This is a genomic window from Maribacter sp. MMG018, from assembly GCF_018100785.1.
In the GTDB taxonomy this organism is placed as follows: Bacteria; Bacteroidota; Bacteroidia; order Flavobacteriales; family Flavobacteriaceae; genus Maribacter.
In genome coordinates this window covers 109,869-125,711 of sequence record NZ_JAGJEC010000005.1, presented here as the reverse complement: position 1 = coordinate 125,711, position 15,843 = coordinate 109,869, and the positions used below count along the sequence as shown (strand labels likewise).

The window sequence follows — 15,843 nt, the reverse complement described above, 5'->3', positions numbered from 1 at the left end:
AGCAAAATATGATTCTTTTCTTTGGAACGCGACCCGGGAAACCAGAAATTAGGCAATTGACAAATACCCCCTGCCCCTACTGCCATCAATTAGGGACACTCAGCCTTTCTATTTCCTCTAACTACTTCCATCTTTTCTGGATCAAGCTTTTTAAAATTTCCTCCCACAAAATAGCTACCTGTAGCCATTGCAAAGGAGTATTTTTTGAAGATGAATTTACCGCTGATATCAAATCGGCCATAGAGCAATAAAAAAAGGTACATATCTTACCATGTACCCTTTTCTGAAATAAGTAGCTAATTCTCTCTACAAATCGAACCTAAGACCTATAGAAATGTTTCGTTGATCAACGGGAGCGTTGTTAAAAATAGTATTCAGATCATATTTCATATACAATAATACCCCATCAAAACCAGCATAGGCACTTAGCCCATACACCAGATCGTTCGTATTATAATCCCGTTTTATTTTATCCTTTACTTTTTCACCATCTATACTGTACTTCAATTTTTGTCTTGTTCCTAGATTAAAACCTCCATAGCCACCAATACCAAAACGAAACTGGTTTGTGAGCGAATACCGAATCGTCTTTTCTGTCTTTTTCAATTTAGACGGGCCAAATTCTAAATGAACGGGAAAAACAAGGTTGTCCATTCTAAATTTTGATTTATCCAACTCATAGTCGAACTCTTCAAGTTCGGCATTTCCATCTCCATTAACTACAAAGTATTGATTGTCCTTAATCTTTAAACCATTGAACTGAAAAGAAAACCCATAGTTTAATCTTAGAAAATTAGATTCTTTAAAAACCCGTGTACGCCACTGCCATCCAAGTTCAAAAAACCTACTACCCCCAATCTTATAGGGCGAATCGTTCAATGAAACCTCATCTATAATCGCATTGTTAAAACCAAGGGCCACCACTAGATCGGAATATGTTCTTTTATCATATTTTACATCTTTCCTGTTCGGGTTCTCCTTGATACTAACACCGAACATTCTATTATTTTCACTGTCTTTGCCCCCAAAACCTATCTCTAGGGCAGTTGCATAATTTAAGGTATCCAATTGCATCGGGTCTTCACCATTTCTTTCTAGTAACGCAATTTGATTATCAATGATACCCAACCTATTTTCAATGTTCAACGCTCTTTTTTGCGCCGCTTCCGTCTTAAGTTTTTGTGCCTCTTCCTCAGAAATCTCATTGCGCTCCAATTGTTTGTTAATTTTGGCAACCTCTAGCTTTAGGGCATCTTTTTCCTGTAAGGCAATCTTTTCCTTTTGCCCCTTTAAAAACTCTATTTTACTTAGATGCTCTTCTTGTGATGTCACTTCATGTGTTACGAAGAGTGTAAAGACCACAAGGACAAATACCGTAATTGTTTTCATTTTAATTTGATTTAATTTTGATTGATGAATAAAACTCCAGTCCCTGGCCCTATGTTAAAATATAGCGCTTTAGGGAATTTTCGATTTTTAGGGATTTAGTTGTTTCGGTCCGCGACAGCAGTCCTAACTTTAAGAAAACCTGTTTTTAACGATTCTAAGATCTGGTCTCGGAAGGATTGATCAAGTTCATCCTCGACCTCTGTCAACAAAGCCATGGCATTAACAGAATTGTCTTTATTAAAAAGTCGTTCTCTTAAAATATCTTTTTGCGCCTTTAACAGTAGAGAATCTACTTCGGCATCCGTTATCTCTCCATTTAACTCAAGGGAATCTACCTGCGCTACCACTTCTGCAATTTTCTCATTTAAAATACTATCCGGCAACAGTATTTCCAGTTGATTATCATTGGGCAAAACTTTTTCCTCACTAGCTTCAGCCAATGCTTCATCTCCACTCTCCGTAGAAATCTCATCTTTTACGACATTCTTTTTAACTACGGCAACATTGTTCTCTTTAATGACCGGACTTACCTCTTTTTGTGTAAGCACGATCTCCTCTGACGATTTCTCTACCAAACCCTCTACATCCTTTTCAAGTTCAGTTTTCTGAACATTATCTTCATCGGCAGTTACAACCTTAATTGTTTCCGATGGCACTACGTTACCCTGATCGTTAAAAAACAAAAAGGTAACACCTACCAGAACAACAACACTGGCCGCAATGCCCAACCAAAAATAAAGTGGCTTATCGTTTGATTTTTCTTTAGCCAGTTGCCCGGATATTTTTTCCCATGCTCCTGCAGATGGAGCAATCTCTCTTTCTTCCAACTTGCCTTTAATATACTTTTCAAATTTATCTGGTTCCATAACCTATGATATTTTGTTTTTTTAAATTCTCTTGCAACATTTTTCTTGCCTTAAATAGTTGTGATTTGCTGGTGCTTTCAGATATACTCAACATTTCAGCAATTTCATTATGCTTATATCCTTCTACTGCATAAAGCACAAAAACCATTTTATACCCTTGTGGTAGCGCATCTATTAATTGTTGTATATGCTCGGTATCTAAATCTGTGGTTATTTCAAAACCGTTAGATTGATTGTTTTCGAACACCTCATCATCATAAACAACAAATTGCCTCTTTCTTAGGTACGAGATACACTCCCTTACCATGATTCTTCTGACCCACCCCTCAAAACTACCTTGAAACTTAAAAGTATGCAGATGGTGAAACATCTTTACAAACCCTTGTACCATAACGTCTTCAGCAAAATGAACGTCTTTTATATACTGCCTACAAACACTCAACATTTTAGGGGCATATTTGCCGTAGAGACGATGCTGCGCATCACCATTTCCACTTATGGCCTTTTTAATGAGCTGTTTTTCGTTTTTATAAAAGGGTATAATTTTCAAAACTTTTAAATGTCTTCTATTTACATAGACGACTTCAATTACAATATAGTTGCCTCGGCAAACAAAATATTTTTTAACTACTTAAATATCAGTAAATTAAAACTTAAAAAAGTATCAGAAAGAAAAGAATTTTTGAAAAAAAAATCTATTTTTTTCGCTCCACTACGTAGTTTACCATTAATTCTAGAGCATCTCTATAATCAGATTTTGGATAGGTATGCAACAAAGACAATGCCTCATCTTTAAAGGTCAACATTTTGTTTACGGCATAGTCTAACCCTCCTGCCTTTTTTACAAAGGCGATTACTTCTTTTACTCGCTTTTTGTTCTTATTATGATTTTTAATGGAATTGATCAACCAGCTTTTTTCTTTTTTAGAACAGTTGTTCAATGCATATATCAAAGGTAGTGTCATTTTTTGCTCTTTGATATCTATACCTGTAGGCTTCCCTATTTTCTCGGCTCCGTAATCGAACAAATCATCTTTTATCTGAAATGCCATACCACATAGCTCTCCAAATTTTCGAAAGGTTTCTACATGTTCGCTTTCTGGCTTAACGGAACAAGCGCCCAAGCTACAACAAGCAGCTATCAGTGTCGCGGTCTTCTGGCGAATTATATCATAATATACATCTTCGGTAATATCCAATCTACGGGCCTTATCTATCTGTAACAACTCGCCTTCGCTCATTTCACGAACGGCGACGGAAATGATTCGAAGCAAATCGAAATCACCATTATCAATGGACAGTAATAAACCTTTAGACAACAAATAATCACCGACCAGAACTGCGATCTTGTTCTTCCACAAAGCATTAATGGAGAAAAAACCCCTTCTTTTATCACTTTCGTCCACCACATCATCATGCACCAGCGTTGCGGTATGAATCAACTCTATGACAGATGCACCACGATAGGTACGCTCGTTCACTTCACCATTGTTCAACAATTTCGCCGTTAAAAAAACGAACATGGGTCGCATTTGCTTCCCCTTTCTATTAACAATGTAGTAAGTAATTCTATTGAGCAAGGCGACCTTAGAAGTCATGGACTCACGGAACTTGGTCTCAAAGAGCTCCATCTCCCTATTAACAGGTTCCTTTATTTGCGATACTATTTTCAAGCAGTTTGGTTTGGCTTATAATTTCAAAATTAGCGAAAAGTGCAACAACTATGGCCAAGTATAGCATATAAAGCCAAAGTATTGGACCAAAAGTTGACCCAATCAAGAATTTAGAAAACCATATTATGATTTATTGGCAAGCTGCCCACATGCGGCATCTATATCTTTTCCCCTAGACCGCCTTACCGTAACGGTAATACCGTTCTTCTCTAAGGTATTCACATACATATCTATGGCCTTGTTAGATGCTTGCTGAAATTCGCCGTCATCTATAGGGTTGTATTCGATAAGATTTACTTTTGATGGAGCAAACCTACAAAAATCGACCAATGCATCCACATCGCTTTTATGATCATTGATACCTTCCCAAACTACATATTCATAGGTTATTCTACTTTTTGTCTTTTGATACCAATATATTAATGCTTCCCTAAGATCGGCCAGTGTAAAAGTGGCGTTAAAAGGCATTATCGAAGTTCGTATATCGTCAACAGCCGAATGTAATGATACGGCCAGTTTAAATTTAACCTCATCATCGGCCATTTTTTTAATCAACTTGGGTACACCAGAGGTAGAGACCGTAATACGTTTTGGAGACATCCCCAAACCATCGGGCGAAGTAATTTTCTCTATTGCTTTGAGCACATTGTTATAGTTCATCAAAGGCTCTCCCATACCCATAAACACAATATTGCTCAAAGGCCTATCAAAATATAGCCTGCTTTCGTTATCTATGGCCACCACCTGATCATAGATCTCATCAGGGTTAAGATTGCGCATTCTTTTTAAACGTGCGGTGGCACAGAACCTACAGTCCAAACTACACCCTACCTGACTGGAAACACATGCCGTAGTTCTCGTTTTTGTGGGTATTAATACCGATTCTACCACCAAGTCGTCATGTAACCTTACGGCATTCTTTATGGTACCGTCGGCACTACGTTGCATTTGATCCACCTTAATGTGGTTGATCACAAAATTGGCAGCAAGCATTTCTCGGGTCTCTTTAGACAAGTTGGTCATCACATCAAAAGAGTGCGCTCCTTTTTGCCAAAGCCACTCATAGATCTGATTACCACGAAAAGCTTTGTCTCCGTTCTGCACAAAAAATGCTCTCAACTGTTCTCGTGTTAAGGCCCGAATGTCTTTTTTCTTTGCTTCCATCTTGCCAAAGGTAGGTATTACAAAAAATCCCGCTTTCTCTATATACGGACAAAGCGGGACATTTTTACTTATTTCCTTTTAAAAGGAATTTTGTATTTATCTTAAGATCAACATGGCATCACCATAAGAATAGAACCTATAGCCTTCCATTATTGCCTCTTTATATGCTTTCTTCATTAAATCGTGCCCCATAAACGCAGATACCATCATCAACAAAGTAGATTTTGGTAAATGGAAATTGGTAATCATTGCATTGGCAATACTAAAATCGTAAGGAGGGAAGATAAATTTGTTCGTCCAGCCTTCGAACGTATTCAAGGTATGATTAGATGACACCGCACTTTCCAAACCTCTCATCGCCGTGGTACCTACGGCACATATACGACGTTTTTCCAATTTGGCGTTGTTCACTATTTCGGTAGCTTTTTCATCTATGACCAACTCTTCGCTATCCATTTTATGTTTAGAAAGGTCTTCTACCTCTACAGGATTAAAAGTACCAAGACCAACATGAAGGGTCAACTCTGCAAAGTCGATACCTTTTATCTCTAACCTTTTTAGCAAATGCTTTGAAAAGTGTAGCCCTGCTGTTGGTGCAGCTACCGCTCCTTCATATTTTGCATAAATGGTCTGGTAACGCTCCTCGTCTTCTGGCTCAACATCTCTCTTTATATATTTTGGTAAGGGTGTTTGCCCGAGCTCCCTTAATTTTCTTCTAAAATCCAAGTAAGCCCCATCGTATAAAAAGCGTAACGTTCTTCCTCTTGAAGTTGTATTATCTATAACCTCGGCAACCAATGTTTCGTCATCTCCGAAATAAAGTTTGTTACCAATACGTATTTTACGGGCAGGATCTACCAACACGTCCCATAGGCGCTGTTCTTCGTTCAGCTCTCTTAACAAGAACACTTCAATACGCGCTCCGGTCTTTTCTTTGTTTCCGTACAAACGGGCAGGAAATACTTTGGTATTGTTAAGGACCATCACATCACCTTCATCAAAATAATCGATCATGTCCTTGAACATCCTATGCTCTATCTTGCCGGTATCCGCATGGACCACCATTAGTTTAGATTCATCCCTATTTTCGGATGGGTGTTCAGCCAATAATTCTTTTGGAAGTTCAAAATTAAAGTTAGATAATTTCATGTGGCTAATTTTTTTAGTATAGCAAATTGCGGCTGCAAAGATACAATCTGAAACAGGGGGTTGTCAAGTAAATACGGAATTATAATTCTTCCACTTTAAATTGAAGCGTTTTCATGTCTTCCCAAAAGTCGGGATATGATTTGGAAACCACCATCGCATCGTTCACAAAAAGTGAGGTCTTCATGGCCAACGGTGCAAATGCCATGGCCATTCTATGGTCGTTATAGGTATCTATGGCAACTTCGCTATTTATCTTATCGCCTACTCTTAATGTAAGTGTTTTATCGGTCACAGAAATATTGGCACCCAATTTTGACAGTTCGGTCTTTAATGCCTCTAACCTATCCGTTTCCTTGATCTTTAAGGTATGTAGCCCCGTAAGATGACAACCTATCCCCAGGCCAAAGCACGTTACCGCAATTGTTTGGGCGATGTCGGGCGCATTGGCCAAATCTAGCTCAATGTTAGATTGCTTACATTCCGAAACTTTCTTTAATCTTATTTGATTATCCCCAAAAACAGTCTCTACCCCAAATTGATTATATATCTCACTTAATACGCTATCGCCTTGAAGGCTGTTCTTTTTGTAGGCCGACAAGGTAATTTCCGTACCTGTCTCGGCCAAGGCGACGATGCTATAAAAATAGGAAGCCGAACTCCAATCGGATTCTACTACCAAGGTTGTAGCGGCCACCGTCGGTGTAGCGCCGACTATGATCGTATTTTCTTCAAATGAGGTACTGACCCCTATTTCCCCTAACAATGACAAGGTCATTTTTATATAGGGCACGGATGTAATCTTACCGACCAACTCCAATTCTAAACCATTCTCTAAACTAGGGGCCACCAATAAAAGAGACGATATATATTGACTGCTTACATTGGCTGGAAGACTTACCTTGTTCTTTGTTATTTTCTTTCCCTTTATTTTTAATGGAGGATACCCTTCTTGGTTCACATATGAAATATCGGCACCCAATTCTTTTAAGGCATCTACCAAAATTTTAATGGGGCGCTCGGTCATACGTTTAGAACCCGTAAGAGTTACATCGCTACCCTCTAAAGTTGCAAAGTAACCGGTTAGAAAACGCATGGCGGTACCGGCATGGTGAATGTCTACCGCTCCTGATTTTTTAGTTAAACCTTGACCCATTACCTGGGCATCATCGGAATTGGAAAGATTTAAAATTTCTATCCCATCATAGAGCGCAGACAATAATAGTGATCGGTTAGATTCACTCTTAGATCCCGTAATTTTTATAGTTTCTTTTAAAAGCTTGTCAGATGGGCCAGAAAGATGAAGTCTCAAGATATATATGTATTAAAAACGAACCTCAAATATAGTACTATTTGAGCTTTTTGTTATTGTGATGACGATCGTGATCTCGCTTTGTTTTTAAATCTAACTTCTTGTCAAAAGATTGTTGCAAATCTATTCCGGTTTGGTTGGCCAAGCACAAGACCACAAACAGCACATCTGCCAACTCTTCTCCCAAATCCTTCGATTTATCAGATTCTTTCTCGCTTTGCTCACCATACCTACGGGCTATAATACGGGCCACTTCACCTACCTCTTCGGTAAGCTGGGCCATATTGGTCAATTCATTAAAGTATCTTACCCCGTGTTCTTTGATCCAATCGTCTACCGCTTTTTGTGCGTTCTGAATATTCATTACTCTTTATTTTTTGTATCTATGATTATGGTCACAGGTCCATCGTTCAACAAATCCACTTTCATATCGGCCCCAAAGACACCTGTGCCTACCTTTTTTTCCAGTTCGGTTTCCAAATGTTGCACAAAGCTCTCGTAAAGGGGAATGGCAATATCGGGTTTTGCCGCTTTTATATAAGAAGGCCTATTACCTTTCTTAACGGCAGCATGCAGCGTAAACTGACTTACCACTATAATGTCGCCGTCCACATCTTTTATAGATTTGTTCATGACACCTTCTTCATCTTCGAAAATACGAAGGTTGACCACTTTTCTCACCAACCATTGAATATCTTCCAAACCGTCATCGTCTGTAATACCCAAAAGTAATAATAGACCATTTTCTATGGATGATACCTTCTTACCATCTACCGTTACGCTGGCCCTTGACACACGCTGTAAAACTGTTCTCATTTCTTTTCTCCGTAAGCGTCTATTCTGTAATTTTCTTCTTCCCCAGAAATCATCTGCAGATAACTTCTATAACGGCTCCAAGAAACCTTGCCCTCTTCAAGGGCTTGTTTTACACCGCATTTGGGTTCATCTAAGTGAATACAGTTGTTAAACTTACATGTATGTTTTAGATTAAAAAATTCTGGAAAATAATCTCCGATCTCTTCCCTTTCCATATCAACAATACCAAACCCTTTTATTCCGGGAGTATCGATAATACGAGCACCAAAACTAAGATCGAACATTTCTGCAAAGGTAGTCGTATGCTGCCCCTGTAGGTGTTGTTGTGAAATTTCTGCCGTTTTAATATCCAAATTAGGTTCTATGGCATTGATCAAAGTAGATTTACCTACGCCCGAATGCCCAGAAAACATAGATGTTTTGCCGACCATCATCTCTTTTATCTTATCAACATTTTTACCGGTCTTCGCCGAAATACCCACACAGGTATACCCTATATCCCTATAAAGGGCCGCTAAAAATTTAATCTCATCGATCTCTTCTTCCGAATACGTATCTATCTTGTTGAACACCAAAACTACCGGAATATCATAAGCCTCGGCCGTTACCAAAAAACGATCTATAAAAATGGTATATGTGGTCGGATTGTTCAACGTAACCAACAAAAACACCTGATCTAGGTTGGCAGCTATAATATGTGTTTGCTTTGATAGGTTGACAGATTTTCGAATAATATAGTTTTTACGGTCTACAATACTATGGATCACCCCTACATTTTGTTCCCCTTTGTCCTCGAGCTCAAAATGGACCTGATCACCTACCGCCACAGGATTGGTACTCTTAATGCCCTTGATCCTGAATTTACCCTTGATCCGACATTCATAAAACTGCCCATCACCAGCCTTCACCGTATACCAACTTCCCGTAGATTTATAAACTGTTCCTATCATTCTTTTAATTGATACTGCAAAGAAACAATAATACTTTCAGAATCAAATATAAACAAGAGATCAAGAAAATCATGGCCTCAACGTATGCTGTAAGTACAAATCCATTATTCCATTCCATCGACTGTAATGACCTACAAAACAAAAAGCCCTTAAAAAAGGGCTTTTCATCTATATAAAAAATGTTGTTTTCTATTTTACAAGGTTTATTTCTACCCTTCTATTCTTTTCCCTTCCATCTTTATACATATTGGTAGCTATAGGCTTACTCTCACCATAACCAACAGCTGTTAACCTTGTACTATCTATACCGTTCTTTACCAAGAAATCCATAACAGATTTAGCACGTTCTTCCGATAATTTTTGATTGGTCTGTACCGAACCTATACTATCTGTATGCCCTTCTACTGTAAAACTGGCGTTCGGATACTCTTTTAAGATTTTAACGATGTCTACCAAAACTGCCGTGGATTCATCCTTTAACGTAGCTTTGCCCGAGGTGAACAAAATGGTTTTTGCATACTCGTTCAACGATTTTTGCACTTCTTCCGTAACAACCGGTTCGGGACAACCGTTATTGGCAACGGTGCCTACCTCATCGACACAATTATCATCCTTATCCAAAACACCATCTTGGTCGGTATCTGGCCAAGGGCAACCATTATTTTCAACAGGTCCGGCCTCATCTATACAATTATCCTCATTATCTAGAACGGTATCGCCATCTGTATCGCCCCAAGGACAACCATTGTTCTCTACCGGTCCTGCTTCGTTTACACATTGATCTTCATTATCCATAACGGTATCACCATCTGTATCTTCCCATGGGCAACCGTTATTTTCTACAGGTCCGGGAACTTTAGGACAATTATCCAACTTATCTATAACACCATCTTCATCCTTATCTTTTGGACTTCCTTGATAAACGGGCACTTTTAACCCCAAATACACGTCGCTACCTTGTATCTTATCTTTTGTCAGTGAGGTAATCACCGAACCGGAACCTACATACAATGGCCCGGCCCTAAAACCGGCACCCATTTGAAAACCGCTATATTGATAGGTACTAAATGGCAAATAAAAACTAAACCACTTGCTTTCGAAACGAGGTGTAAGTGATAAAATATTTACTCTTTTAACAATATTACTGCCTGCAGATTTCAACGAAATATCTGTATTCAGGTTTACATAGAAACCTTTGTTTATATTATAGTCCACATTAAAATGTAGCGCAGAGGGCAAGGATGATTTTATACCTTGTTCCGTACTTGTAAGTACGTATAGGTTCTCTAATTTTTCTTCAATACCATCGTATTGCTCATAATCGTCTTCTGTAATAGAATTGGTGATATCATAACTATCCTCTACACCATCATCATACTTAACAGCCCCCAGATCCGTAACCGAAAGCCCTACCTTTAGCTTATATTTATTCTTATCTTTCTGTACATGTACCGTACCGTCGGCATTGGTAGTAATATAGTTTTTATAATCCGGTCTCCATTCGTATACAAAACCAAGGTCTACACCAAAACCACTCGCATTGTTCGGCATTTCAAATTCATAATCGTCATCTTCAAAATCAGCGCTACTACCATAGGCAACTTCACCCGTAGAGGTAAGAGTACCAACGGTTGAACTATCTGGCAAAGTGGCTCCATCGGCATCGTATGCAATTTGAACATCAGTACCTGTAGTATAAACATTACCCACTCCTTTTAAGTATTTTAAAGAAAGTCCACCTTTTAAGAAATGTTGCTCTTTGTTATACAGCACATGGGCATATGTTACCCCTATCTCGGCCCAACCACTGGCAGAACCATAGAAATTACCTTCATCTACCATAAAATCGCGGTTTTCATCAATACCGTCATCCAAATCATCTATGGTCTCCCCGTTTATCTCGCTCAATGTCACAAATGCTCTCGCCCTTGAAAAAACCGCAATGGAACTCTTGGGAGTCAGATTAAACATAAACGCTGGCCCCAATACATCTACATTACCTGCAATATTATTGTTTGTTGACGCGGACAGCTCAGCATCGGTGTCATAATCAAAATCGCTACCCATTAAATCGGAAAGTCCGACGCCTACGTAATCGTTACTAATAAAAGCACTTGCCCCTACTAAGTTTACATCTGTTTTGAATCTAGAATCGGCTATATTCGCAGGGTTGCCGATTACCCCGTGCACCCCGCTATAGTTATCCGACAGGAAACCTATATAGGATTGGGCCTTGACGTTCGCTACGGCAAACATTACCAATCCTAAAAAAATAATTTTTCTCATACCTTGAACTTAAGTTGATTGTTTTATAAACCCTTAACGTCCTAGAAATGGCAATATTGCCACATAATTAAGTATTTTCTTACAGCAAATAAAAAAGCAGCCAGTTGGCTGCTTTTTAGAATTTTTAAAAAGAAATCGTTACCCTAAGAGTTCACTATTTTCTCTTGGTGGTTGATCGACTCTTGGTGGATCGCCTTAAACATTCTTAAGACAAATTCTTCACTAAGTCCTTTACTTTCTCCCTCTAAGATCATGGCCCCCAAAATCTGGTTCCATCTATTGGATTGTAAAACGGCTACATTTTTTTGTTTTTTAAGAGCACCGATACTATCGGAAATCTTCATTCTCTTACCTAAAGTCTCGATCAATTGATTGTCGATCATATCTATCTGAGCTCTTAGGTTACTTAATTCAGCGTTGTATTCAGCCTCGGGATCAGATTCTTTCCTGATTCTTAGATCTCTCATTATTTGAACCAATTTTGACGGTGTCACCTGTTGTGCTGCATCACTCCATGCATTATCGGGATCGTGATGTGTTTCTATCATCAAACCATCAAAGTTCAGATCCAATGCAGTCTGCGATACATCAAAAATCATATCTCTCTTTCCTGTGATATGTGATGGGTCATTGATCAATGGTAAATCTGGGAACCTATTTTGGAACTCAACCGCCATTTGCCATTCTGGTATGTTTCTGTACTTCGTTTTCTCATAGGTAGAAAATCCTCTATGGATAGCTCCTAATTTTTTTATTCCTGCGGTGTACAGTCTTTCTATACCGCCCAACCACAATGCCAAATCCGGGTTTACAGGATTTTTTACCAAAACAATCTTATCGGTGCCTTCCAAAGCATCTGCCAATTCTTGCATAATAAAAGGGCTCACCGTAGAACGCGCCCCGATCCAAAGCAAATCAACATCATACTCCAAAGCCAACTCTACATGGGCCCTGTTCGCTACTTCTGTCGCTGTTTTTAGTCCGGTTTCTTCCTTTACCCTTTGCAACCATTTTAAACCTAAGGCCCCTACCCCTTCAAAATTACCGGGGCGTGTTCTTGGTTTCCATATACCGGCCCTGTAATAATTTACATCGGTATCTTTTAAATCATGTGCAATCTTTAAAACCTGCTCCTCTGTTTCGGCACTACATGGACCCGCTATTACTAAAGGGTGGTCTAACCCCATATCGTCCAACCAAGATCTCATTTCTTTACTATTCTCCATTACTTTTTATTTAGTGGTATTCCTTTTAATATTGATTTTATTTTATTTGTACTGTTCATTTCATTGTAAATACCTTCAAAATCATCTGCCATCAGCAATTCTCGAAAGTCCGCTAGATTTTGAATGTATTCATTAAGTGTTTCTACTACGTTCTCTTTGTTATGTTCAAAAATAGGTGTCCACATGGCCGGTGAACTCTTTGCCAACCTCACCGTACTCTCAAATCCACTGCCCGCCATGTCAAAAATATCACGTTCATTTTTTTCTTTTTCGATTACCGTCTTTCCTAACATAAAAGAACTGATGTGTGACAAATGAGAGACATATGCTATGTGCTTGTCATGAGCCTTGGGGTTCATGTACCGAATACGCATACCCAATAGCTGAAAAACTTCCAATGCCCTTTCTTGCAACTTAAAAGCGGTTTTTTCTATTTCACATATTATATTGGTCTTACCCTCGAACAAACCGTTAATGGCCGCGGACGGACCAGAAAACTCAGTACCCGCTATGGGGTGGCACGCCAAAAAATTTCTTCTCTTCGGATGATCGGACAATACATTGCAGATCAACTCTTTGGTCGACCCTGCATCGCACACTACACAATCATCGTTTACGGCATCCAATATTTTCGGAAGCTCGGTCACCATTACGTTTACCGGTACACTTACGATTACAAAATCTGCAGATGCCAAATCTGCATAACTAGATTTTTCATCTATTATATTTAGCGCCAACGCCTCTTCCAAATGCTCCAAATTGGTATCTATACCATACACCGTTATATCCGGTATTCTTTCTTTCATGTCCTTCACCAAGGACCCTCCAATTAAACCTATGCCTATTACAAATACGTTCATCTTAAAACCTATCTATTGCTTCTTGAATTTTTTCTTTTGTAACGCATAGGGAAAATCGAATATATCCTTCTCCATTACTTCCAAAAATTGTTCCCGGGGTAATAAAAATGTTCTTGTCGTATAAAATATCATCTATGAAATCTTCTGCGGATGACACCGTATTTGGGAGTTTTGCCCAAACAAACATTCCAACAGCGCTCGAATCATAGGAACACCCTAATTTATCCACCAATTTAAAAACCAAATTTCGTCGTTCTTTATACACTACATTTAAATCATCGTACCAATCACCAGTGCTTTCCAAGGCCGCTATGGCCCCTTTCTGAATTCCGTAAAACATACCGGAATCCATATTGCTTTTCACTTTTAATATCGCGTTTATATGTTCTTGACCGCCCAAAACAAAACCTACACGCCAACCTGCCATATTAAAGGTCTTGCTCAACGAGTTTAGTTCCAAACAATTTTCTTTTGCACCCTCTATTTTCAAAATACTTTGGGGATTCTTATTAAGTACAAAACTATAGGGGTTATCATTCACCAAAAGAATATCGTTTCTTTTGGCAAAGGCGATCAGTTGAGAAAATTGCTCTTTGGTCGCGGACGCCCCTGTAGGCATGTGTGGATAACAAACCCACATTATTTTTACTTTGCTCAAATCTTTTGTCTCCAACGCTTCCAAATCAGGAAACCATCCATTTTCCTCTTTCAGGTCATAATATACCGGTACCGCCTCTACTAGTTTGGTAACCGATGTGTAGGTCGGGTACCCTGGGTTTGGCACCAATACCTCATCCCCTTTATCCAAGAAAGCCATGCTAATATGCATAATACCTTCTTTTGATCCCATTAACGGAAGAATTTCGGTGGCAGGATCTGCTTGTACACCAAAGCTATTCTTGTAAAAAGAAGCGATGGCCGCTCTTAATTCCGGCAAGCCTTGATAGCTCTGGTACTGATGCGCGCCATCTTCTAAAATAGCATTCTGCACGGCATCGATCACTTTAGAAGAAGGAGCCAGATCAGGACTTCCGATCCCCATATTGATTACCGGTCTTCCTTCGGCGATCAACCCCCGAACCTCTCGTAATTTTCTTGAAAAGTAGTACTCCTGTACTGTTTTTAAACGTTCTGCCGTCTGTATCATAGCATGGCATTTTTATATTCCCCTAAAATCTTTATATCCTCTAACATGATATTCAAAAGTGATTTAGCCTTTTCAAAATCACTATAAACACCAAAAGTTACATCCACAAAAAAAGCATATTTCCAAGGGGTCTCAATAACAGGAAGGGACTGGATCTTGGTTAAATTCAAATTACAATCACTCATAACATTAAGCACTGTGGCCAAACTACCGCGTTTATGGTCGGTAATAAAGCGTACAGATGCCTTATTGATTTCTTCCTTAGGAATCTCTTTATTCTTTGTCTTTACAATGATAAAACGGGTAGAATTATTTTTAATGGTCTGTATGTTATCCGCTACGATGTCCAACCCATATAATTCTGAAGCTACCTTCGGCGCAATTGCGGCTACATGCCCCAATTTTAGTTCTTGAATCCGCTTCGCCGTCTCTGCTGTATCTACATCTTCTACCAATCGTATATCGGGATAATCCTTAAAAAATTCCTTGCACTGCAAAAGCGCCATTGGATGAGAACTAACCTCTTTTATGTCCTCAAACTTTTGACCTTTCAAAACCATAAGGTTATGGTGAATATTCAAATATTGCTCTCCTATGATATGAAGGTTATTTTGATAGACCAGTGCATAATTCGGGATGATAGATCCAGCTATGGAATTCTCTATGGCCATTATTCCCTTATCCGCTTTCTTCTGCAACAATTGATCTACAACGGCATCAAAAGAAAGACACTCCAATAATTCGAACTCTTCATCAAAATAATCTTTAGCTACTTGATGATGGTTAGAACCTTTTATTCCTTGTATGGCAACTTTTATTGGCACAATTTTTAATTAAAAAAAAAAGTCCCGTGAAAAACGGGACTTTATAAATTTATATTGTTAATATATACTACAACAGTCCCGTACCTCTTTTAAAAAAGAAGTAAAAATAGAAACCGTTCCAGAAATATTGCTTACTCATAATATCAAAAACTTAGGCTAAAGTAACAATTAAATTTAAAAACCA

16 protein-coding genes are annotated in these 15,843 nt (G+C 38.7%); 1 reads left to right on the top strand and 15 read right to left on the bottom strand.

The features are described 5' to 3' along the window. The first annotated feature begins 8 nt into the window (after window positions 1-8). Window positions 9-251: a zinc-ribbon domain-containing protein gene (locus J8L85_RS16520; RefSeq protein ID WP_211019150.1), complete on the top strand. Its 243-nt coding sequence runs from the start codon at window positions 9-11 to the stop codon at window positions 249-251. Window positions 252-306: 55 nt separating this feature from the next. Here the strand turns inward: J8L85_RS16520 and J8L85_RS16515 are convergent, their stop codons facing one another. From J8L85_RS16515 to J8L85_RS16445, 15 genes are all read right to left on the bottom strand, one after another. Then, entirely contained in the window at window positions 307-1,389 is a 1,083-nt protein-coding gene (locus J8L85_RS16515) for a hypothetical protein (RefSeq protein WP_211019148.1), read from the bottom strand. Window positions 1,390-1,484: 95 nt separating this feature from the next. Continuing rightward, window positions 1,485-2,255 (bottom strand): hypothetical protein, encoded by a 771-nt coding sequence (locus J8L85_RS16510; RefSeq protein ID WP_211019146.1) that lies wholly within the window; start codon window positions 2,253-2,255, stop codon window positions 1,485-1,487. Then, window positions 2,242-2,805, bottom strand: a complete 564-nt coding sequence (locus J8L85_RS16505; protein ID WP_211019144.1) for an RNA polymerase sigma factor — start codon at window positions 2,803-2,805, stop codon at window positions 2,242-2,244. Before J8L85_RS16505 ends, J8L85_RS16510 begins: the two co-directional genes overlap by 14 nt. 145 nt (window positions 2,806-2,950) lie before the next feature. Next, on the bottom strand, window positions 2,951-3,928 hold the full coding sequence (locus tag J8L85_RS16500) for a polyprenyl synthetase family protein (protein ID WP_211019142.1): 978 nt from the start codon (window positions 3,926-3,928) through the stop codon (window positions 2,951-2,953). Window positions 3,929-4,051: 123 nt separating this feature from the next. Continuing rightward, window positions 4,052-5,092: a 23S rRNA (adenine(2503)-C(2))-methyltransferase RlmN gene (gene rlmN / locus J8L85_RS16495; RefSeq protein WP_211019140.1), complete on the bottom strand. Its 1,041-nt coding sequence runs from the start codon at window positions 5,090-5,092 to the stop codon at window positions 4,052-4,054. Window positions 5,093-5,188: 96 nt separating this feature from the next. Beyond that, complete coding sequence (queA, locus tag J8L85_RS16490) at window positions 5,189-6,241, bottom strand: tRNA preQ1(34) S-adenosylmethionine ribosyltransferase-isomerase QueA (protein WP_211019138.1); 1,053 nt, start codon at window positions 6,239-6,241, stop codon at window positions 5,189-5,191. A gap of 79 nt (window positions 6,242-6,320) precedes the next feature. Further along, a complete protein-coding gene (locus J8L85_RS16485; RefSeq protein ID WP_211019136.1) occupies window positions 6,321-7,550 on the bottom strand; it encodes a 3-phosphoshikimate 1-carboxyvinyltransferase in 1,230 nt (409 codons plus the stop codon). Window positions 7,551-7,587: 37 nt separating this feature from the next. Beyond that, a complete protein-coding gene (locus tag J8L85_RS16480; RefSeq protein ID WP_211019134.1) occupies window positions 7,588-7,914 on the bottom strand; it encodes a nucleotide pyrophosphohydrolase in 327 nt (108 codons plus the stop codon). Continuing rightward, complete coding sequence (gene dtd, locus J8L85_RS16475) at window positions 7,914-8,366, bottom strand: D-aminoacyl-tRNA deacylase (protein WP_211019133.1); 453 nt, start codon at window positions 8,364-8,366, stop codon at window positions 7,914-7,916. The genes J8L85_RS16480 and dtd overlap by 1 nt, the downstream gene beginning before the upstream one ends. Continuing rightward, complete coding sequence (gene rsgA, locus J8L85_RS16470) at window positions 8,363-9,316, bottom strand: ribosome small subunit-dependent GTPase A (RefSeq protein ID WP_211019132.1); 954 nt, start codon at window positions 9,314-9,316, stop codon at window positions 8,363-8,365. The genes dtd and rsgA overlap by 4 nt, the downstream gene beginning before the upstream one ends. A 189-nt stretch (window positions 9,317-9,505) precedes the next feature. Then, window positions 9,506-11,602, bottom strand: coding sequence for a DUF5723 family protein (locus J8L85_RS16465; protein ID WP_211019131.1), 2,097 nt, complete (start codon window positions 11,600-11,602; stop codon window positions 9,506-9,508). Window positions 11,603-11,745: 143 nt separating this feature from the next. Further along, the gene (locus J8L85_RS16460) at window positions 11,746-12,828 is read right to left on the bottom strand and encodes a bifunctional 3-deoxy-7-phosphoheptulonate synthase/chorismate mutase type II (protein ID WP_211019130.1); all 1,083 of its coding nucleotides are present in this window, start codon (window positions 12,826-12,828) and stop codon (window positions 11,746-11,748) included. Beyond that, on the bottom strand, window positions 12,828-13,688 hold the full coding sequence (locus J8L85_RS16455) for a prephenate dehydrogenase (protein ID WP_211019129.1): 861 nt from the start codon (window positions 13,686-13,688) through the stop codon (window positions 12,828-12,830). The genes J8L85_RS16460 and J8L85_RS16455 overlap by 1 nt, the downstream gene beginning before the upstream one ends. A 1-nt stretch (window position 13,689) precedes the next feature. Then, entirely contained in the window at window positions 13,690-14,835 is a 1,146-nt protein-coding gene (locus tag J8L85_RS16450; protein ID WP_211019128.1) for an aminotransferase class I/II-fold pyridoxal phosphate-dependent enzyme, read from the bottom strand. Next, window positions 14,832-15,659 (bottom strand): prephenate dehydratase, encoded by an 828-nt coding sequence (locus tag J8L85_RS16445; protein WP_211019126.1) that lies wholly within the window; start codon window positions 15,657-15,659, stop codon window positions 14,832-14,834. Before J8L85_RS16445 ends, J8L85_RS16450 begins: the two co-directional genes overlap by 4 nt. Between the last annotated feature and the right edge of the window lie 184 nt (window positions 15,660-15,843).